Here is a 20,171-nt window from a genome sequence, read left to right on the forward strand (position 1 = left end):
TTTATATTATTCAATTACTGCTAAAATTTCTGATTCAGATAAAATTAAATAGTCATTATCTCCATGCTGGACTTCTGTGCCTGCGAATTTTGCATAGACAACTCTGTCGCCTTCTTTAACTTCAAGATCTACTTTTGTACCATTTTCAAGTATACGTCCTGAACCGACTGCGACTACAGTACCTTCCTGCGGTTTTTCCTTTGCGGAATCAGTCAGAATGATACCGCTCTTTGTTGTTTCTTCTTTTTCTGTTAAATCTACAACTACACGATTTCCAATAGGTTTTAACACGGAAATGCCCTCCTTATTAATCTTAAATTCAATAAAATTAACTGCATGGTTTGGCACTCATCAATATTGAGTGCTAACAATAATTATAATAATCAAACTTGGTCAAAATTGCAAGCGATAAGATTGTATTACTTTTGAGTTTCCCCTTTTTAATGTAAGATAAAATTATTGATTATTGGAGGTTTAAACTTGAGACGCGTATACAGTATATTAATTATTTTAACATTCCTTGCGGTACAATTCGCACTGCTTCCTGTCGGCTTAGTTTTCACAGCTATGGATCCCTCACTCGGACCCGGAGAACTCGTTGAAAAACTGATGCCGTATCAGGTCCTTACTTTCGGACTTGGAGCAGTTATTGTAGTCATTATCGGGAACCTGCATAAGAATAAGAACAGAATAGAACTTGGCAAACAGACAGACAGCCTGCTGACAACAGTCTGGATTATCGGTGGGGTATTCCTAGCCTATATGTCACAAATTGCGGCAGGCCTCATTAATATCTACGTCCTTGGAAATCCGGTCGAAAGTCAAAATACGACAGAAATTGTCGATATGATTTTCAACTCTCCCTGGATGATTCTGGTCGTTGTATTATTCGGACCGATTATTGAAGAGTATGTGTTCAGAAGAGCAATCTTCGGTGAAATTTACGAACTGTTTCCTATGAACAGTACAGCACAGAAAGTACTCGCATTTTTAATTGCGGGACTTGTGAGCGGATTAATCTTCGCGGTGGCTCATGCTGACTTTACACATATCCTGATTTATTTATCGATGTCTTATGTTTTCAGTTTTTTATATGTCATTACGGGACGCTTGTTTGTACCAGTAATGGTGCACATTATTATGAACGGGCTCGTGGTCCTGATTCAAACCGTCTTCGCAGACTTTTTAGAAGAGGCAGAACAAATGCAGAATCAGCTGAATGCAATCATTTCACTGTTTATGTAAATATTTTGAGCCGGGTTGCTTGTTTCAGGCACTTCGGCTTTTTTGTTGTCATGTATACGCATCGAAACTTGCATAGGTATGAGCGGATGTCATGTATACGCATCGAAACTTGCGTAGGCATGAGCGGGTATCATGTATACGCATCGAAGCTTGCGTAGGCATGAGCGGATGTCATGTATACGAATCGAAGCTTGCGTAGGCATGAGCGGGTATCATATATACGAATCGAAACTTGCGTAGGCATGAGCGGGTGTCATGTATACGTATCAAAACTTACGTAGGCATGAGCGGATGTCATGTATACGCATCAAACCATACATAGGCATGAGAGGATGTCATAACAAAAAAAGCTCGAGAATCTTAATATCAAGATTCTCGAGCCTATTTATTTTTTTCAAACAGTTTAGAATCCGCGGCCTGCACCGCCGCCTCCGCCGGAGCCGCCGCCAAAACCGCCGAATCCTCCGCCGCCGAATCCGCCTCCTGAGCTGCCGCCGCCAAATCCTCCGCCTCCGCCTGGAGGGAAGAATATTACGGGACCGCCGCTTCTTCTTCGTCTGCCGCCTGAGCCACCGGAACCTCCGGAGCCCCCGCCGCCTGAAAACATTTTGTAAATAAAGTACAGTACCGTCATAAATATTGCCAGCCGGATCAGAATTGAAAATATACTGTCATTCTGTCCTGTTCCGGTGTCTTCAGCGGGTTCATCCCGCGTAAATTCACCATCTTCATAACCGTAAGCGGTTAAAGACTCATCATATAAAGCAGTATACAGATTAGTCAGAGCCGCTTCGTAATTTCCGGCAACTAAATCTTCATAAGCCACATTATCAATAATGCGCCCTATTTTCGCATCGTTTAAGTATCCTTCAACACCGTAACCCACCTGTACTTCGATGCCCCGGTTATTGAATTCATTGTCGTTGTCCAGATTTAAAAGAATAACAATGCCGTTATCTTTTTCGGCTTTACCGACACCGTATTCTCTCAGTGCACGGAGAGCAAAATCCTGGCGATGTTCCTGTCCTGTAGAATCCATCGTCATTAATAACAGTTCGGCACCCGTTCCTTCTTCCAGATGTGTACCCTTTTCGTTAAGTTCATTAATTGCACTGTCGCTGAGCACACCTGCATTATCCTGCACAAAATAATGACTTTCATTGAGCGCCGGCAAATCCACTCTTGCTTCTGCAGGCGTACTGAGAAGTAATATACTCAGTACGACAACTGTAAAAGCAAAGGCTTTTTGCATTACTCTCCACCGTCTGTATCATCTTGATTAGTATTAAACTCTACTTCCGGTACATCCTGTGCAGATTCATCCGCTTCGAAATAAGGTTTCTCATCGAAATTAAATATTCCTGCGATAATGTTGCCCGGGAATGTTCTCGTATTGCGGTTATAGTCCTGCACCGCTGTGTTGTAATCCTGACGCGCTACTGCGATACGATTTTCCGCACCTGCAAGTTCATCTCTTAAACCTGTAAACTGTTCACTTGCCTGCAGATCAGGGTAGTTCTCAGAAATAGCTAAAAGACGTGACAGCGCACTCGTCATTTCATTATTGGCTTCAGCAAGCTCTTCAACGTCGCCGCTTGCACCTGCCAGACGTGAACGCGCATCCGCAATGTCAGTAAATATTTCCTCTTCATGAGATGCATACCCCTGTACTGTGCTTACCAGGTTTGGGATTAAATCTCCGCGGCGCTGCAGCTGCGTTTCAATTTGCGATTCTTTCTGGTTAACTTCTTCATCGAGATTTACCAAACTGTTATATCTCGGTACAATCATAATCGCAATAATAACAATCACTGCGATAAGTACACCAATTGGTATAAGTAACTTCTTCATCTTTCGTCCTCTTTTCGTTAAGTATTAAATGTATGCATAAGACATTACTCTTATATATTACCCCAATTTCAGCAAATTATTACTATACACACTACCATATTTATAACAGACTTTTTACTCCTTATGCTAAAATACTGATTAAGACCATTAAGGGGGAATTTTAGTATGGTAACAAAGTTCGAAGATTTTAAATATGAACGTCCGGATTTAGAACAATTTGAGAAAACTGTAGATTCGCTGCTGCAAGAATTTGATGCTGCAGATTCTGCAGATGCACAGGTCACTGTGCTCGATAAGCTGAACACTGAATTTAATCATCTCGATACGATGGCGACACTCGCGTCTATCCGTTCATCGATTGATACACGTGATAAGTTCTACGATGCAGAACGCGACTATTTCGATGAAAATGATCCTTCCTTCACTGAAATTACCAACCGCTACCGTAAAGCTATTACGACAAGTAAATTCCGCGATGATTTGGAAGCGCGTTTTGGGGAGCAGCTTTTCAAACTGTCGGATAATGCTTTAAAAACATTTGACCCTTCAGTCAAAACACTGCTTCAAAAAGAAAATAAACTGGCCACTCAGTACGATAAACTCCTTGCATCAGCTGAAATTGAATTTGACGGCAAGAAATTAAACCTGTCAGAATTCACACCGTATACTCAGGATCCCGACCGCTCTGTCAGAAAAGATGCGGTGCTTGCTGTTCAGGGCTTTATGGGAGAACACCTTGAAGAAATCGATAATATTTACGATGAACTTGTAAAAACGAGACATGAAATCGCAACATCGCTTGGTTACAAAGACTTTGTAGAACTCGGTTATATCCGTATGAACCGTATCGATTACGACCGTAAAATGGTTGAAAAGTTCAGAAAACAGGTTGAAGAGTATGTAGTGCCAATCGTAAGCGAACTGAAAAAACGGCAGGCTGAACGTATCGGTCTCGATTCTCTGAAAAGCTATGATGGAAACTTTGAATTCATTACGGGTAATGCCGTACCAAAAGGCAAAACGAAAGATATTATGAAAAATGGCGCTGAGATGTATAAGGAACTGTCACCTGAAACAAATGAATTTTATACATTCATGACCGAACGCGATCTGTTTGATGTGGAAGCTAAAAAAGGGAAAGAAGGCGGCGGCTACTGTACGATGATTGCAGATTATAAAGCGCCGTTTATCTTCTCGAACTTCAATGGAACTCAGGGTGATGTGGAAGTGCTGACCCATGAAGCGGGACACGCCTTCCAAACGTATATGTCACGTCATCTGACAGTGCCGGAATATGCCTTCCCGACCCTGGAATCGGCAGAAATCCATTCGATGAGTATGGAATTCTTTACCTATCCGTGGATGGAAATGTTCTTTAAGGAAGATACGGATAAATTCAAGTTCTCTCATATGGCGGATTCGATTTCCTTCCTGCCTTACGGTGTAGCAGTTGATGAATTCCAGCATGTTGTTTACGAAAACCCTGAACTGACACCTGAAGAGAGACGCGGAGAATGGAAAAAAATCGAAGAAAAATATTTACCGCATACTGACTATGATGGAATTGAACCATTGGAAAGCGGTTCGTTCTGGCATAAACAGGGACATATATTCGGCGCACCGTTTTACTATATTGACTACACGCTTGCACAAGTGTGCGCGCTGCAGTTCTGGAAACGGGCGAAAGAAGACTTTGACGGCGCTTGGGCTGATTATCTCGCCTTATGTAAAGTCGGCGGCTCACTGCCGTTCAACTCGCTGGTAGAGCTTGCTAACCTGAAATCTCCGTTTGAGGAAGGTTCACTCGAAACAGTTATCGATGAAGTGCATGAATACTTGAATTCAATTGATGATAAAAAACTGTAAAAAGCATAAAAAAACAGGATTAGCTGGGCTGATCCTGTTTTTTTGTGGTGTTTCATTGATATGAGCAAGAATTATGTATACGTGACTAAAATGAAAAAATATACCCGCATAAATTTTTTCATTTTATGCGAGTATAAAACTAATTATTGACCTAGTCTGTTAATAATCTCATCTGTCACTTCAGTCATCTTATATTTACCGCCGAGATCCGGTGTTTGATAACCGTCAGCTGTAACAGCTTCGATGACCTTCAATAAATGTTCTGCTATATTTGCTTCGCCGTTAAATTCCAGCAGCATTTTCGCAGTCCAGATTTGTCCAATCGGGTTGGCGATACCTTTACCGACAATATCCGGTGCCGAACCGTGGACAGGTTCGAACATCGACGGGTACTTGCCGTTCAAGTTTAAGTTTGCTGAAGGTGCAACACCAATACTGCCCATTATGGCAGCACCAACGTCGGATAAAATATCGCCGAATAAGTTACTGCCGACAACTACATCAAGCTCGTGCGGATGTGTTATAAAATATGCGGCCAAAGCATCGATATGTTTGGACCCTGATTTAATATTTGGATGCTTCGCTGAAATCTCTTCAAAAATTTCATCCCAGAAAGGCATGGCGTGAAAAATACCATTGGATTTAGTGGCACTTGTCACAAGACCTTTCCGCTTCGATGCAAGATCAAATGCGATATTCATTGCCTGCTTCGTCGCACGCTTTGAGAAGACGTTGTTCTGAATCGCAATCTCGTTATCATCGTGGAAAATACGTCCGCCGATTGAACTGTACTCCCCTTCACTGTTCTCTCTGACAACGACGATATCAAAGTCTTTAGGATCAGCAAGTTTAGAATTAATACCTTTCAACAGCTTAGCTGGACGGATGTTTATCTCCTGCTGGAACTCCTGACGGATTTTAAGCAGCAGACCCCATAGTGAAATGTGATCCGGCACTTTCGACGCATCGCCGACAGCACCTAAAAATACGCTGTCGAACTGGCTGAGCCTGTCCATGCCATCCTCCGGCATCATTGCTCCATGTTTTAAATAGTAATCACAGCTGTAAGGAAACTCTTCGAATTTAAACTGCAGCCCACCGTGAACCTGTGCAACTTTTTCCAAGACGCGAATCGCTTCTGGCATAATCTCCTTGCCGACACCGTCCCCTGGAATAGATGCGATATTTAATGTTTTCATTCCTTCACCCCGATGTTTATGTATGTAATTTCAGAATATTGAATAATGCTGATAAAAATAGTATACCATTGAATACAAAATAGAGGTTACAACGAAAATACGTTGTAACCTCTATTTTATATAAAAAAAGAACCAGATATTCCCCTCTGGTTCTCCACTTTATAGATATCAAAATCTATTAATTATCTGTTTTTAATTTCTTGCTCATAAATAATAATGCTGCTCCGAATATCGATAATAACCCTGCAGCCGCATAGTTAGTCGATTCCGCTTCACCCGTATTCGGCAGTTCTTCACCTTCATACGAGCTTGTCTGTTCTGCTTTCACTTTCTGTTCAAGCTCAAGTTTCTGCACTTCAGTTAAGTTTTTCTCTTCGATAATTTTAGAAGACATTACGCGTGTCACTCTTTGATCCAATGTAGATATATCGTCCTGAAGGCTTTCTTCACTGAAAGTAATACCGTCTAAAATATCACCATAGTCATAGCGATATAATTTTTTCGATTCTGTTCCCACAGCACCGGCATTTTCTTCAGAGACTGTTACTTCTTCAGGTGTTTCTGTTTCGGATTCTGAACTTTCCGGTGTAATATTCCCTTCAGTTTCAATAGTGCTCTCCGGTTCTTCTGTTACGTCTGACGGCTGTTCTGATGCAGCGTCATTACTTTCACTTTCACCGTCTTCTTCTGCACTGTCTTCAACATCAGGCTGTTCTGGTGTTTCAGTTTCTGCCGGTTCTTCCGGTTCAACAGGTTCTATCGGATCTGTCGGCAGTTCAGAAGTTCCTGTGTTTTCATCCGGGTTATTCTGTTCATCAGATTCGTTGCTGTTACCTGGTCCTGCAGTGATATTATCCTCTGATTCAGCGTCTTCATTGCTCTCAGGCATTTCCGCTTCAGGGGTCTCTTCTTCCCCCTCAGCTTGTTCTCCCGAATTTTCAGGTGTATTTTCTGCTTCATCCGTTCCTTCGGTATGATCCGTCTGTTCATCAGGTTCAGCCGGCTGGAGGATAGGTGCCTCAGTTTCTTCATTACTGCCGCCGCTGTTATCTACCGATTCTTCAGCATTCTCTGTATTCGTTTCTATATCATTATTATTTATATCCGATGCCGCTTCTTCATTAAATGTTTCCTGCGTTTCTTCTGTTGACTCTGTTTCTTGTGCTTCCTGAACTTCCGCCGATTCTGTCACAGTTTCGGTTTCCGTACTCTCATCTATCTCTTCGTCAGCATAAGCAATGTTAGGGATTAGTACAGTCGTCAGCAGCAATACAGATGCTAATTTCATTTTAGTTCTTTTTGATTTTTGCATATTTTCCCCTCCACGCATCCTGAAATAAATTATACATTTTAGCGTTACTCACATTAATGTACAATTAATTATAGTTGATGCCAGATGGCTTTTCTATACAATATCAAAGTTGTTACAGAACCTTAATATTCGCGTATTATTATGTAATTTTACTAGTGCGTCATATCGTAGGTATTAATAATCGTCTGATAGGCGCTTGAACCCAGTTCTTTGCAGACATAGAAAAACAGCACGTCGCAAATAATCAGCTGTGCAATCCGGCTCGTCATATTCATATACTGAATATTCGTTTCTTCTTCGGTAATTTCAATCGCAATGTCCGAGTTTCTTTTCGCAATTGAAGAATGATTCTGCGTTAAAATAATCGTCATGACACCTAATTTTTTAGCGAGTTTAACGATTTCTATGACTTCCTGTGTTTTACCCGATAAAGTAATTACAAACAGAACATCATCCGGTTTCGCATTAGTCAAACGTGTCATACATAAATATTTATCAGCAGTAAAGAAAGCATTAATATTTACACGGTGTAATTTCTGCTCCATATCATGTCCGACATTTGCCGAGTCTCCTACTCCAAAGATAAATGTATTATCCGCTTTGGTAATATGCTCGGCCGCTTCCTGCATGCGTTTCCGATTGACAATTTTTTCAGTATTATACAATGCCTGTATAGTATTTTTAAATACCTTATCAAAAATATCCGCATGGGTATCTTCTTCCAGTTCAATGACACATGAAATCTTTTCCTGCTCAAGCGTGTGCAGTTCTTTTGCAAGTTCCACTTTTAATTCTTTAATTCCCTGCAGGCCTATTCTTTTAGCAAACCGCACAATCGCAGCATCACTTGTCGATGAATGTCTGGCAATTTCTTTGACAGGCATATTGATTACTTTATTTGGGTTCTCCAGCATAAAATTTGCGATACGCTGTTCGACCGGCGTCATATATTCCAGCCGTTTATTAATCTGACTAAGTACAGAAAACATAATTAACCACCTCTTTTTACTGTTGTGTTGACACTTGTTCTGCATAATATGGTGTAATTATATCACTTCTCGCAATATATTGTTACAGTTTATTCTTTTGTTTTTTAAAACTATCTAATTTTTCTCTTTATTTAACTTCAAGCGGATACTGGGTCAGCTGCACTCTGCAGTCGCCAAATTCAGTCACCATTTCCAATCCTTCAGCCTTATCGCTCGGGAAAATTCTTGCCGTCATCGTGTATTTTCCGTCATTGATAAACACTTCTATACTCGAACGATCCATATAAATCCTCAGATTCTGAAGATTTTCTTCCAGCTTAATCCGTCTCTTCAGACCGTCTACATTCTGGATTTCTTCACCGCTGAATGTTCTGTCCAGAGTTAAAATCCGCTGCTCACTGTCGTATACGAGCTTAGTTTCATGACGTGTATTCTTGCGCATATATATATGCAGGGTCGATGCATTGTTTTCCAGTATATCGATAATCAGTTCATAGACCTCACCGTAAAATGCTGTCAGTTTTGTCGGGTACTCTCTAAAGTATCCTTCCGCTGTGATTGCTTCTCCCCGCATTTTTTCAAGGTTCGGGTGAGGCAGCTGCCTGATTCTGTCTTCGTCTATGCTCAGTATTCGCGGGATGGTCATTGCATTGAGTGTTCCTTCAGCTGCCAAAGGATAGGCGCTCTCTTCTGCCGCCATCCACGCAATCAGCACTCTGTTGCCGTCTTCATCCACTGCTGTTGCAGGACGGTAAAAATCAAAACCGCCGTCAAATTCATAAAATTCATCGTGGATGAAATAATTTCCCCGGCGTTCAAAGTCTCCGATCATATAGCCTGACTGATATATATTCCAGAAATGCGTATCGAATTTATCGAGTCCTCTGACATTAAAGATAAATACTGAATCCATATCCAAATCGAAAAATTCCGGCTGCTCCCACAAGTGGCCGAATACTTTATAGCCCGTGTCGAGCTCGCCGTCGAATTTCAAGTTTTCTACTGATGGACCGCGGTAGATAAGTACCCGTCCAAATTCTTCCCTGTTCATTGTTCCGATGAACATCACTACTTCCCTGTCAATTACAGTAACGTAAGGATTGCGGAAATATTCAGTGTAGCCGGGCGCATTATTCCTGACCAGCGGAGATGCATATTTCTGGATTTTGCCGTCAGTATTCATATAACCGCCGAGCTGGGCAGTTATCAGCTCATCGCTTTTCAGACGTTCTCCCGTATAGAAATAACTGATTTCATTAAAAACCTTGGATAGACTTCCGCCGAATATATTTGCGGAATCGTACAGCGAATCGGGCCTTACTTTTACGCCCTCACTCCGAAAGGTTACAAGATCCTTTGACGTTGCGTGATATATGTATTTACTGTCGGGCGTTTCTGTTAAACTGCTGTCCGACGACCACTCATAAAACAAATGGTATATACCGTTGATATAGTTAAACCCTGTCGGCGCACCTAAAAATCCAAAGGGCGGCTGAACATGATATACCTGTTTCCACTTCGAATCTTCAGCTGCTTGTATCAAATCGTCTATTTCTGCACGCGAAATTTCTTCAAGTTTTTTTGGCATATCTGTCCGGTACCTCCCATTTTATTGCAGTTCGTCTTCCAGCTGCTGCTGTTCTGCTTTTAAATATCTGCGGTAGCCGATTTTTGAAATATGAATACTGATTTCATATAGAATAATCATCGGTACTGTAAGCAGCAGATGGGTCATAATATCCGGCGGCGCAATAATTGCAGCCAGCACAAACATTATAAAATATGCGTATTTTCTGTTTTTCTTCAGGAACATCGGCGTAATAATACCAAGCTGTGTTAAGAACAGTGTCAGTACCGGCATCTGGAAAATAAATCCGAACGGCAATATCGTTCTGAACAGGAAGCCGAAATACTGGTTTATTCCAATCGTCGCTTCAATTCCCATTTCAACTGATAAATCAAATGTAAACTTAATAATATACGGTACAACTATAAAGTAGCCGAATGCTATACCAATCAGCATTAAGATCATAACTACCGGTATATACAGCAAAGTAATTTTACGCTCTTTCTCATAAAGTCCCGGCGTAATAAATGACCACAGCTGGTATAAAATTACCGGTAAAATAATAATAAATGCTATAGCTACAATAACAATTAAATAAATTTTAAGCGGATCTGTTACCTGGAAAGCATGCATTTGAACATTTTCTGTCCAGGGAGCATTTTGCAGCTGATAGATTAACGGCTTGGAAAAATAAAAACCAACAAACAGCGCGGCAACAAAAAAGTACATCACTGTTAATAACCGTTTTCTCAGCTCTTCAAAATGTTCGGTAAACTCTTTTTCCTCATCGGCCATTTAATCACCTCTTTAAAAAAAGGCGGCTTTCGCCACCCTCTCAATTATGCTTCTGATTCAATTTTTTTAGGTTCTTCTTTTTTAGCTTCGCTGTCTGATTTTCTGTTCGTTCTGTTATCATCGTCGTCATCGTCGTCAGCAAGACCTTTAGTAGCATCTTTAAATTCTTTCAACGTAGAACCTACTGCTTTACCGAATTGCGGAAGTTTTTTAGGTCCGAAAATGATAAGTGCCACAACTGCAATAACGATTAAACTTACTGGAGTAACCGCCATTAATGTATTTGGTAAAAGAACTTCTATCATGAATACCCCTCCTATTTATTTTTCATCTGGAAAAATAGTGCCTGCAGCTCTACGCCTAAGTCAATACTGTGTACAGTCACATCAGGACCAGTGCTCAGCCGGATAGGTGTAAAGTTAAGAATGCCTTTAATCCCTGCTTTTTCTAAACGTTCGGCTGACTTTTGTCCAGCTTCGATCGGCACAGTCATAATTGCGACTTCAACGTTTTCCTGCTGTATGATTGTCTCTAAATCATCTGTATGAAAAATATTGATACCGTTAATCGCATTTCCAATTAGTGATTCATTGCTGTCAAAAGCGCCAACTACATTCATTTTATCATGAATGTTTGCAAATTTGTAGTTCAATAACGCACTGCCGAGATTACCTGCACCGAGAAGAATTACATTTTTTACATTGCTGCCCTGGATATGCTCCAGGAAAAACTTCAGCAGGCTGCCGACATTATATCCGTAGCCTTTTCTGCCTAATTCTCCAAAATAAGAAAAGTCCCTGCGGATAGTCGCGGAGTCAATGTCTAATGCTTCACTAATTTCTTTCGAAGAAACTCTATCATTACCATTATTCTCTTCTTGTTTGAAGTAACGATAATAAAGCGGTAGACGTTTCATAGTTGCATTAGGGATTTTTTTCTTGTTAGACATTCCCTTTCACCTCTATATTTCTAGTCGCTCCATTATAACATAATATATATGGGCTGACACCGGTTTATCTGGTCGAATTATGCCGTTTTTTCGTGTAAACTGGAGAGTGAAATGAGGTAGGCAATAATGATACTTTTACAATTGGGTAATGTCTCAAAGGCATACGGAACAAATACAATTTTCGAAAATCTGGATCTCGAAGTAAAATCGGGAGAAACGCTCGGCATCGTCGGAAAAAACGGTGCAGGCAAAAGTACTTTAATGAAAATCATGGCGGATGAACTCACATATGACAGCGGCACAATCAGCATGCCGAAAAATGTTTCGCTCGGTTATCTTGCCCAGCAGATGACTCTCGAATCCGAAGACACTGTCAGAGATGAAATGCAGAAGCCGTTCTCGCATATTCTGAAAATGAATGACGATATGGCGGAAATTGCTGCCTGGCTGGCTGAACATGAGCATACACACAGAGACTATGATGAAAAACTTAAACGCTATGAAAATATACAGCTCAGTTTTGAACACAATGACGGCTATACAATCGATGCCCAGATTAAAAGTGTTCTGACGGGTCTGCAGTTTACAGAAGCTGATCTCGGACGCAGGGTCGAAGAATTTTCCGGCGGACAGAAAACACGTCTCGCACTCGGCAAGATGCTGCTGACCAAGCCTGACCTGCTGCTTCTGGATGAGCCGACCAACCACCTTGATATGGCGACTGTTGAATGGCTGGAACAGTATTTGAAGAGTTATGAAGGTGCAGTCGTAATTATCAGTCACGACCGTTATTTCCTCGACCGCACAGTCGATAAAATCTATGAAATTGAATTACATCGCGGTACGCTTTATCATACGAATTACACAAATTACGTGAAAGAGAAAGAAAAAACATACCGTCTCAGAATGAAACAGTATGAACGCGAGCAGAGCGAAGTTAAGAGACTTGAGACATTTATCGAAAAAAATATTACCCGGGCATCGACTTCCGGCATGGCTAAAGACCGCCGCAAAAAACTTGAAATGATGGACCGCATGGATAAACCTTTTATAGACCGTTCGAGCGCGGATTTTCACTTTACAATTAAACGGGAAAGCGGCAACGACGTTCTCAGACTGAAGGAGCTTGCCATCGGCTACGATGATACAGTGCTCCGCAGCAACTTATCATTTAATGTGGACAAAGGAGAACGTCTCGCTATTTTAGGTCCGAACGGTATCGGTAAATCCACACTCGCTAAAACAATTGCTAAAATCATTCCGGCCTTGTCCGGCAGTATTCAATACGGTACAAATGTCACAATCGGCTATTACGATCAGAAACAGGCTGAATTTATGTCTCAGAATAATGTTCTTGAAGAACTGTGGAAAGAATATCCGCATATGAAAGAGAGCGATGTCAGAAAAATACTCGGCCGCTTCCTGTTTACCCAGGATGAAGTTTTAAAACAGGTCAACTCTTTGAGCGGCGGAGAAAAAGCGAGAATACAGCTTGCTAAACTGATGCTTGAAGAAAATAATCTGCTTATTCTCGATGAGCCGACCAACCATTTGGATATCGACAGCAAAGAAGTTCTGGAGACAGCACTGGAAAACTTCCCGGGAACTATTATTGTCGTCTCTCACGACCGCTACTTTATCGATAAAATTGCGACGCGGGTCATGGAAATTGAGCCGCATAAAATCATGATGGTCGACGGGGACTACAGCTACTTCCTGCATAAGAAAAAAGAAGCTGAGTTTATGGAAGTGCCGGCCGAAACAGCAACGGAGAAAAAAGAAAATATTTCTGACTATGAAGCTCAGAAACAGCGGCGTAACGAGCTGAAAAAGGTTAAAAAACAGAGTGAAAAGCTTGAACAGGAAATACAGACACTGGAAACTGAATTAACGATGATTGAAGATAAACTGGTTGCACCGGAAGTTTTTAATGACTATGAGAAAGCACAGGAATTAAATGACAGACTTCAGGAAATTAATCAAAAACTCGAAGAGCTGATGGCTGAATGGACAGAAGCCGAAGAATTACTGGCTGAACTTTAAAGTATTTTACCGGAAATTTACTGTATGTTCGATGAAAAAATAAAATTCATCATAAAAAGTTATTCACAGAAGAAATGCCGTTATAATTGTCTTCCACACCATTTATCCACAGATTTCATAGTTATCAACACACTTATCCACAGAATAGTACACAGTTCTGGATAAGTTACCAACAATTTATCCACAAATTGTGGACAAAACGTACGTTCCGTATTGACAGAACAGACATCGCATCAAACGTAATATTAACTGAATGTACGTTCGAATTAATAAATGCAAAAAACATCGCACTTGACCTTCCTTGGTCAAGTGCGATGTTTTTTTTATTCTATATATATTTTCCGGAGTCAGGTTTTGCGATTTCGTCAAAATTATTTACCAGTTTATCCAGTGCCTCAGCAAGTTCATTACCAGTCATCGGCTGTCCATGCCCGGTAATCGCAATTTCTGGCTTGACTGATGCAAGTTTTTCGACAGAAGCTCGGGCTGCCACCCAGTCAGTTGTAAAATATCTCGGAGGCCCGTAAATATTCTTCTCCTGGGTCAGGACATTATACAGTGAATCCTGTTTCACCGTAATAAAGGCATCTCCTGCAATCAGTGCCTTATCTTTTTCACGGTATAAGGAGACGTGTCCCTCAGCATGTCCCGGTGTGTGAACCCATTCAAAATCGGGCATATACGGTACACTGCCATCTGCCGGCAGTTCATGAAGCCGTTCTGTTATATCGATGCCTGTGTGCGGGAACATAGGAGACATTTTCGCCACCATTCCTCCGTCCACTAAAGGATCCGGAGCCTGATAATCTTTCATGCCGTTAAGATACGGCAGCTCTAATTTGTGCGCATAGACAGGCACATCCCAGTGTTCAGAAAGCTCTATTACTGCACCGACATGATCAAAATGTCCATGCGTTAAAATAATCGCTTTCGGTTTACTGTTCTCTCCAAATCGTTCCTTAGCCGCTTCGATAATTTTCTTTGAAGATTTCGGCATGCCGGCATCTATTAATACAAAATCACCATCATCCGGTCTGCCGTAAAATACTACGTTGACAATCTGTACTGTATATTGATATAAATCGGGAAGTACTTCAACACCTTTGCCGTTCTCTTTAGACGTTACCGGCAGATATTTATAATCATCTCCGTAATGCATACTTTCAGCCATTTATAAAACCTCATTTCAACTGATTATTGTACTTATTTATAAGTACCCGGATGAGGCTCAGCTAATCATCTCTAAGATTAAACAAAAACACTGCAGAATCTCATAATGAAGATTCTGCAGTGCTTTTCATCTTTCTATTCTCCGCTGATCATCCACGATACACCGTACGGATCTTTAAAACTCGCAAAATACTCCGTCCACTCTGTCGGTCCCGCTTCCATATCTGCACGGCATCCTGCTTCGATTGCTTTACTGTAAAAGGATTTTACCTGCTCCAGTTCATCTGAATTATTAATATCGAACGTAAATGCAGCAGCTGCACCCGCGTTGTCAATTTCCTTATGTCCCCCCGTAGAGCTCGCCATAAATTTTTGTCCAAGCACTTCAAACTCCGCATTCATCACAAAAGTTTCTGCATCTTCTTTCGACATACCCATTTCATCCAGAGCATCAGCAAACATCGGATCGGTCGCGAGTGATTTTGAGTTAATGACTGCATCAAAATTCTTTTCGTAAAATTCGAGGGCCTCAAGTGCATTGGAAAAGTTAAAGTATTGTACAGCTTTAATCATCTTTCCACCTCTATTCTTCAGATTAATTGCATTTACATTATACACCCCAGCCCAATAAATAAATAATATTATATGTCATACATTTCTGAATACATATTCTCTAATTTATAAATATTACTTAGTCCGATGTAACTTCATATCCTCGATTTTATAAACCCGATCTGCTGTCCGGCTGACAAACTGATGGTCATGCGAGATTAAAATAATAGTCCCCTGATACGCTTTTATAAATTTTTCAAGTGCCTCTATCGTCATTAAATCGATAAAGTTCGTCGGTTCATCCAGAATGATTACATTTGAAGGTTTAACAAACATTAATGCCAATGATACTCTCGTCGCTTCCCCACCGCTTAACTTATTAACCGGCTTCATGACTTCGTCAGGTGAAAAGCCTAAATTGACCAGCATACTTCTTATAAGGGATTCGTTCATTTCTGAATGACGCTTTAAAAACTGCACGGCTGATTCTCCACCAAACAACTTATAATCCATTTGATTGTACTGTTCAATTACAACTTTCGGTGAAATATCAAAATTATTTCCGCCTTCGATTATATCAGTAAGTAGGCTCGATTTTCCGCTGCCGTTCCTGCCTGTGATTGCGATTGTTTCTCCCTGCGGAAATTGGAAGCTCACCTTATCTAAAAGAATATTCCCGTCGCGTTCAACAGTGACATCCTGCCCCATTATCGGAAACTTATTATGAAGTTCCATCGCTTTTGACATCGGAAACTCCAGTGAAGCTTCATGAACCGGACGTTCAGTTTCTTGCAGCTGCTCCATCCGGCTCTCCATCGCTTTAGCTGCTTTAAATGCCTGTTTCTGCACTGTGTCTTTCTGCTTGGAACTCGACAGGCGGTCCGGCTTTATATCTCCGCTTTTATTTTTACCGGCTGCTGTCATTTTTTCCGCCTTTTCTTTTTGTTTGCTGATCGCTTTGTTCAGACGTTCTTTTTCTTTTAATATATTTTCGTGTTCACGTTCAAGTGTCAGTTTTTCTTTATTTTTGGCTTCTTCATAATCATCATAATTACCGTTATACTCAGTTACATTACCATCTGACACTTCCCATATCTTAGTCGCCAGACTGTTAATGAAGTGTCTATCGTGACTGACAAAAATTAAGGTGCCGTAATAGTATTTGAGTTCTTCTATTAAATACTCAATGCTTTCATAATCGAGATGTGTCGTCGGTTCATCGAGCAGCAAACCAGTCTTATAATCCGACAGCGTCTGCACCAGTCTGTATTTTGTTTCTTCTCCGCCGCTCAAATTATCATTATCCGGAACATTCATGCGGCTGAGCATTTCAAAATCGAGGGTCCCCCCAATGTTCTGGTCAGAGCTTCCCATCTGGCTTAAATAATTAAATTCTGTTTCTCTTTGAACTTCTCCCGCATACTCTGTAAATTCTCCGGCAATTATTTTAAGCAAGGTCGATTTACCCGATCCGTTGCGGCCGACAATTGCAATCCGGTCATTAATATAAGCTTGCAGATTTGCTATGTCAAAAATATCTTTATTGCCGAAAGCAACTGATATATTATTTAATTTTATACTTAATTCATTCATTATAATTTGCACTCCTGTTCGAGTCTGCAAACTATATTTCTGCACAAAAAAAGAGACAGTCCTGTGCTGTCTCAAACGTACATTTTTATTTTAAAAAAGGACATACTAATCCCGTGTATAAATATAGTTTGAACAAGACTTTTGAATTTTTTATTAAATTATAGATTCAAAAGTGTGTTCCAAATACGCGGTATCATGACATGTCCTCCTTAAATTAATTATTAACATTATACCACAATTAAAAGTGAAAATATACCATTTTACTCTAAGTTAAAAAGCATACTCTTCTATATCGATAAAGTTTCGTCCATTAAGTGTTAAATCTGCTAAGTGATTTTTTTCATACAAGTGATAGGCCGCTGCACCGATCATAGCAGCATTATCTGTACAGAACTTCAGTTCAGGTATTTGAAGATTAATATATTTGTCATTGCACATAGACGTAAATCTGCTGCGCAATTCGCTGTTTCCTGCAACCCCGCCTGCAATAATCAGATTTTTGACATCATATTTTTCCAAGGCAGCAAATGTTTTTGCTGTCAGTACATCGGTAACACTTGCCTGAAAGCTTGCTGCGACATCACTTTTATTTACTTCAATTCCTTTTTGCTTACAATTATGAAGTTTATTAATCACTGCTGATTTTAAGCCTGAGAAGCTGAAATCAAATGTTTCTTCTTTCATTAACCCTCTCGGGAAATTAAAAGTGTCTTTTCCGCTCTGTGCCAGCTTATCGATATGCGGACCTCCCGGATAAGGCAGATCAATCACCCTTGCCACTTTATCGAAAGCTTCTCCAACAGCGTCATCTCTCGTTTCACCGATAATTTCAAACGACATATGATCTTTCATATATATCAGCTCTGTATGACCGCCTGAGACTACAAGTGAAATGAGCGGAAATTCCAATGGTTTTTCCAGCTGTGCTGCGTAAATATGCCCTGCTATATGATGAACAGGAATCAGCGGTAAGTCATGAACGAAAGCAAATGTTTTTGCTGCGTTGATGCCGATAAGGAGTGCGCCTATCAGACCAGGACCTTCTGTAACGGCCACAGCTGTTAAATCCGAAGGCTCGAGTTCAGCATCTTTTAAAGCCTGTTCTATAACCTGTGTAATTGCTTCTACGTGATGACGTGATGCAACTTCCGGCACTACCCCTCCAAATCGCTTATGACTTTCTATCTGGCTTACTACTACATTTGATAAAATCTTACTGCCATTCATAATAACGCTTGCTGCAGTCTCATCACAGCTCGTTTCTATTGCCAGTATTGTAATATCCTTACTCATTAAGATTCACCCACATCACGTGTGCATCAAGTCCTTCTCCATAATAATTTTTACGTACGCCGCCGTATTTAAAGCCGTTCCTTTCATACAATCTCATTGCCGGTGTATTATCGACCCTGACTTCCAGAGAGACTATGTCAGCCTGAGGTTTTACATAGTCTTTAATATGCTGAATAAGTACATGGCTGTAGCCTTTACCGCGCATTTTTTTGGCAACTGCGACAGTAGTAATCTGACATTGATCCACTACAAGCCATATACCTGTATAACCGATGATTTCACCATCCAGCTCCATAACAAAATAATGAGCAAATTTATTCATTACCAGTTCTCTCGTATAAGCTTCCATCGTCCATGTTGAATTTTTAAATGCTTCGATTTCTATTGCGTACACCGCATTTAAATCTTCAATTTTCATTTCTCTTATTACTGGTTGTCCTGCCAATTTCTTTCCGCCTCCGAGATACGCAGATAATCAGGTGTCAGCTGATCAGCATCTTCAAGTTTTAATGCTTTTTCATATCGTTCTGTCTCTGATATACGCGGTGTCACATGAGTATATTCATCGATATCAATAGTGATTTTTTCTTCACTGTTTAATAAATAAACAGCTTCGTCAATTTCAGCAGATAAAGTACTGAATTCAATATACTGAGGAGCTATCACTTCAGTGTAATCATCTTCCTGAATGTTATACATTGCACCGTATACATATCCTCTTCTCGCATCGATAAGAGGCACGGCATTACCTCTGATATGATTCGATACAGCAAGTACAAATAATGATGATACTGAGTATACAGGGATGTCCAGCTGCTTTCCGAGCATTTTAGCCACAGTAATACCGATGCGTACTCCGGTATAAGAGCCCGGCCCTTTTGCGACGATTATTCTGTCTATACTGGACTTTTTAATATCAGCAATTTCAAGCACTTTTTGTATATTATCCACCAATGTTTCAGAGTGGGTTTTCCTATAATTTGTATTGATTTCTGCAGCCATTTTACCATTGCGGTTTACCGCAACCGATAAAGCCTGGTTGCTTGTATCAAGCAGTAAACTTATCATAAACATCCTCCGCAATTTTAATATTGCTATCTCCTGTTGCTTCAATAGTAACCAGGCGTCCGTTTTCACTTTCGTACTTAATATTAATACTTATTGTATTTTCAGGTAAAAATTCAGCTATGAACTGCGGCCATTCTACAAGCGCAATATCTGTATCGTTAAAATATTCTTCAAATCCTAAATCTTCTTCTGAATCTTCTAAACGGTAACAATCCATATGATGAAGTTTAACATCCGCATTATATGATTTTATAATATTAAAGGTCGGAGATGTCATATGTCTTTTCACACCTAAATATTTACCTAAAAACTGAGAAAATGCCGTTTTACCGCTGCCGAGATCCCCTGATAGAAGAATAACAGTACCGCCGGAAATTTCACGTGCAAATATTTCAGCCAGCCGTTCAGTATCTGCCAGTGAATTTAATTTTAAAGTATACATGCTGGTACTCCTTCAATAAATAATATATTAATCTATTATAATACAAAAAAAGAGACCTATAAAGGTCTCAATGCGGCTCATCGCATCCATATATTGAATATGTTATGTACAGCCTGGCAGCGTCCTACTCTTGCGGGACGTCAGTCCAACTACCATCGGCGCTGGAGAGCTTAACTGCTGTGTTCGACATGGGAACAGGTGTGGCCTCTCCGCCATCGCCGCCAGACTATTGAATGT

The 20,171-nt window shown here is 40.5% G+C and carries 20 protein-coding genes and 1 rRNA gene; 3 read left to right on the top strand and 18 right to left on the bottom strand.

Annotation, left to right across the window (positions count from 1 at the left end; genetic code table 11):
* Positions 1-6 precede the first annotated feature (6 nt).
* Positions 7-291, bottom strand: coding sequence for a co-chaperone GroES (groES, locus tag IR135_RS08885; protein ID WP_135098689.1), 285 nt, complete (start codon positions 289-291; stop codon positions 7-9).
* A 189-nt stretch (positions 292-480) separates the two neighbouring features.
* On the opposite strand from groES, the gene IR135_RS08890 reads away from it, so the two are divergent.
* Positions 481-1,245, top strand: coding sequence for a CPBP family intramembrane glutamic endopeptidase (locus IR135_RS08890; protein WP_135098691.1), 765 nt, complete (start codon positions 481-483; stop codon positions 1,243-1,245).
* A 403-nt stretch (positions 1,246-1,648) separates the two neighbouring features.
* On the opposite strand, the gene IR135_RS08895 is transcribed toward IR135_RS08890, so the two are convergent.
* Positions 1,649-2,497, bottom strand: a complete 849-nt coding sequence (locus tag IR135_RS08895) for a TPM domain-containing protein (protein ID WP_135098693.1) — start codon at positions 2,495-2,497, stop codon at positions 1,649-1,651.
* The gene (locus tag IR135_RS08900; protein ID WP_115885312.1) at positions 2,497-3,096 is read right to left on the bottom strand and encodes a LemA family protein; all 600 of its coding nucleotides are present in this window, start codon (positions 3,094-3,096) and stop codon (positions 2,497-2,499) included. Before IR135_RS08900 ends, IR135_RS08895 begins: the two co-directional genes overlap by 1 nt.
* Positions 3,097-3,261: 165 nt before the next feature.
* Between IR135_RS08900 and IR135_RS08905 the strand changes: the two genes are divergently transcribed.
* Complete coding sequence (locus IR135_RS08905) at positions 3,262-4,962, top strand: M3 family oligoendopeptidase (protein WP_135098695.1); 1,701 nt, start codon at positions 3,262-3,264, stop codon at positions 4,960-4,962.
* 143 nt (positions 4,963-5,105) lie between these two features.
* Here the strand turns inward: IR135_RS08905 and IR135_RS08910 are convergent, their stop codons facing one another.
* The 7 genes from IR135_RS08910 to IR135_RS08940 form a co-directional block, all read right to left on the bottom strand.
* Positions 5,106-6,161, bottom strand: a complete 1,056-nt coding sequence (locus tag IR135_RS08910) for a tartrate dehydrogenase (protein ID WP_135098697.1) — start codon at positions 6,159-6,161, stop codon at positions 5,106-5,108.
* A 178-nt stretch (positions 6,162-6,339) separates the two neighbouring features.
* The gene (locus tag IR135_RS08915; RefSeq protein ID WP_135098699.1) at positions 6,340-7,473 is read right to left on the bottom strand and encodes an LPXTG cell wall anchor domain-containing protein; all 1,134 of its coding nucleotides are present in this window, start codon (positions 7,471-7,473) and stop codon (positions 6,340-6,342) included.
* Between the two features lie 152 nt (positions 7,474-7,625).
* Positions 7,626-8,462: a MurR/RpiR family transcriptional regulator gene (locus tag IR135_RS08920; RefSeq protein ID WP_135098701.1), complete on the bottom strand. Its 837-nt coding sequence runs from the start codon at positions 8,460-8,462 to the stop codon at positions 7,626-7,628.
* A gap of 127 nt (positions 8,463-8,589) precedes the next feature.
* The gene (locus IR135_RS08925; RefSeq protein ID WP_135098703.1) at positions 8,590-10,050 is read right to left on the bottom strand and encodes a glycoside hydrolase family 32 protein; all 1,461 of its coding nucleotides are present in this window, start codon (positions 10,048-10,050) and stop codon (positions 8,590-8,592) included.
* 21 nt (positions 10,051-10,071) lie between these two features.
* The gene (gene tatC / locus IR135_RS08930; protein WP_135098704.1) at positions 10,072-10,824 is read right to left on the bottom strand and encodes a twin-arginine translocase subunit TatC; all 753 of its coding nucleotides are present in this window, start codon (positions 10,822-10,824) and stop codon (positions 10,072-10,074) included.
* A gap of 44 nt (positions 10,825-10,868) precedes the next feature.
* The gene (locus IR135_RS08935; RefSeq protein ID WP_369891798.1) at positions 10,869-11,129 is read right to left on the bottom strand and encodes a twin-arginine translocase TatA/TatE family subunit; all 261 of its coding nucleotides are present in this window, start codon (positions 11,127-11,129) and stop codon (positions 10,869-10,871) included.
* Positions 11,130-11,140: 11 nt separating this feature from the next.
* Positions 11,141-11,773, bottom strand: coding sequence for a redox-sensing transcriptional repressor Rex (locus IR135_RS08940; RefSeq protein WP_135098706.1), 633 nt, complete (start codon positions 11,771-11,773; stop codon positions 11,141-11,143).
* A 126-nt stretch (positions 11,774-11,899) separates the two neighbouring features.
* On the opposite strand from IR135_RS08940, the gene IR135_RS08945 reads away from it, so the two are divergent.
* Positions 11,900-13,816, top strand: coding sequence for an ABC-F family ATP-binding cassette domain-containing protein (locus IR135_RS08945; RefSeq protein ID WP_135098708.1), 1,917 nt, complete (start codon positions 11,900-11,902; stop codon positions 13,814-13,816).
* A gap of 328 nt (positions 13,817-14,144) precedes the next feature.
* Here the strand turns inward: IR135_RS08945 and IR135_RS08950 are convergent, their stop codons facing one another.
* From IR135_RS08950 to rrf, 8 genes are all read right to left on the bottom strand, one after another.
* Positions 14,145-14,987, bottom strand: a complete 843-nt coding sequence (locus tag IR135_RS08950) for an MBL fold metallo-hydrolase (RefSeq protein ID WP_135098710.1) — start codon at positions 14,985-14,987, stop codon at positions 14,145-14,147.
* 134 nt (positions 14,988-15,121) lie between these two features.
* Positions 15,122-15,559, bottom strand: coding sequence for a VOC family protein (locus IR135_RS08955; protein ID WP_135098712.1), 438 nt, complete (start codon positions 15,557-15,559; stop codon positions 15,122-15,124).
* A gap of 114 nt (positions 15,560-15,673) precedes the next feature.
* A complete protein-coding gene (gene abc-f, locus IR135_RS08960; RefSeq protein WP_135098714.1) occupies positions 15,674-17,131 on the bottom strand; it encodes a ribosomal protection-like ABC-F family protein in 1,458 nt (485 codons plus the stop codon).
* Between the two features lie 270 nt (positions 17,132-17,401).
* Positions 17,402-18,424, bottom strand: a complete 1,023-nt coding sequence (gene tsaD / locus IR135_RS08965; RefSeq protein ID WP_135098716.1) for a tRNA (adenosine(37)-N6)-threonylcarbamoyltransferase complex transferase subunit TsaD — start codon at positions 18,422-18,424, stop codon at positions 17,402-17,404.
* On the bottom strand, positions 18,417-18,842 hold the full coding sequence (rimI, locus tag IR135_RS08970; protein WP_135098732.1) for a ribosomal protein S18-alanine N-acetyltransferase: 426 nt from the start codon (positions 18,840-18,842) through the stop codon (positions 18,417-18,419). Before rimI ends, tsaD begins: the two co-directional genes overlap by 8 nt.
* Before the next feature lie 8 nt (positions 18,843-18,850).
* Positions 18,851-19,492 carry a tRNA (adenosine(37)-N6)-threonylcarbamoyltransferase complex dimerization subunit type 1 TsaB gene (gene tsaB / locus IR135_RS08975; protein ID WP_135098718.1) on the bottom strand — a complete coding sequence of 214 codons (642 nt, stop codon included), beginning with the start codon at positions 19,490-19,492 and terminating at the stop codon, positions 18,851-18,853.
* A complete protein-coding gene (gene tsaE, locus IR135_RS08980; RefSeq protein WP_135098720.1) occupies positions 19,473-19,934 on the bottom strand; it encodes a tRNA (adenosine(37)-N6)-threonylcarbamoyltransferase complex ATPase subunit type 1 TsaE in 462 nt (153 codons plus the stop codon). The genes tsaB and tsaE overlap by 20 nt, the downstream gene beginning before the upstream one ends.
* Before the next feature lie 111 nt (positions 19,935-20,045).
* Positions 20,046-20,160 (bottom strand): 5S ribosomal RNA (gene rrf / locus IR135_RS08985).
* Positions 20,161-20,171: the final 11 nt, after the last annotated feature.

The sequence above is a fragment of the Jeotgalicoccus nanhaiensis genome (genome assembly GCF_015235105.1).
Taxonomy (GTDB): Bacteria; Bacillota; Bacilli; order Staphylococcales; family Salinicoccaceae; genus Jeotgalicoccus; species Jeotgalicoccus nanhaiensis.

Coding starts and splice junctions, on each gene's coding strand:
- IR135_RS08910 (WP_135098697.1), bottom strand. CDS start 6,161: ATGAAAACATTAAATATCGCATCTATTCCAGGGGACGGTGTCGGCAAG.
- IR135_RS08955 (WP_135098712.1), bottom strand. CDS start 15,559: ATGATTAAAGCTGTACAATACTTTAACTTTTCCAATGCACTTGAGGCC.
- IR135_RS08895 (WP_135098693.1), bottom strand. CDS start 2,497: ATGCAAAAAGCCTTTGCTTTTACAGTTGTCGTACTGAGTATATTACTT.
- tsaE (WP_135098720.1), bottom strand. CDS start 19,934: ATGTATACTTTAAAATTAAATTCACTGGCAGATACTGAACGGCTGGCT.
- IR135_RS08940 (WP_135098706.1), bottom strand. CDS start 11,773: ATGTCTAACAAGAAAAAAATCCCTAATGCAACTATGAAACGTCTACCG.
- rimI (WP_135098732.1), bottom strand. CDS start 18,842: ATGAAAATTGAAGATTTAAATGCGGTGTACGCAATAGAAATCGAAGCA.
- IR135_RS08925 (WP_135098703.1), bottom strand. CDS start 10,050: ATGCCAAAAAAACTTGAAGAAATTTCGCGTGCAGAAATAGACGATTTG.
- IR135_RS08915 (WP_135098699.1), bottom strand. CDS start 7,473: ATGCAAAAATCAAAAAGAACTAAAATGAAATTAGCATCTGTATTGCTG.
- IR135_RS08920 (WP_135098701.1), bottom strand. CDS start 8,462: ATGTTTTCTGTACTTAGTCAGATTAATAAACGGCTGGAATATATGACG.
- IR135_RS08950 (WP_135098710.1), bottom strand. CDS start 14,987: ATGGCTGAAAGTATGCATTACGGAGATGATTATAAATATCTGCCGGTA.
- IR135_RS08900 (WP_115885312.1), bottom strand. CDS start 3,096: ATGAAGAAGTTACTTATACCAATTGGTGTACTTATCGCAGTGATTGTT.
- tsaD (WP_135098716.1), bottom strand. CDS start 18,424: ATGAGTAAGGATATTACAATACTGGCAATAGAAACGAGCTGTGATGAG.
- IR135_RS08935 (WP_369891798.1), bottom strand. CDS start 11,129: ATGATAGAAGTTCTTTTACCAAATACATTAATGGCGGTTACTCCAGTA.
- tatC (WP_135098704.1), bottom strand. CDS start 10,824: ATGGCCGATGAGGAAAAAGAGTTTACCGAACATTTTGAAGAGCTGAGA.
- tsaB (WP_135098718.1), bottom strand. CDS start 19,492: ATGATAAGTTTACTGCTTGATACAAGCAACCAGGCTTTATCGGTTGCG.
- IR135_RS08945 (WP_135098708.1), top strand. CDS start 11,900: ATGATACTTTTACAATTGGGTAATGTCTCAAAGGCATACGGAACAAAT.
- abc-f (WP_135098714.1), bottom strand. CDS start 17,131: ATGAATGAATTAAGTATAAAATTAAATAATATATCAGTTGCTTTCGGC.
- IR135_RS08905 (WP_135098695.1), top strand. CDS start 3,262: ATGGTAACAAAGTTCGAAGATTTTAAATATGAACGTCCGGATTTAGAA.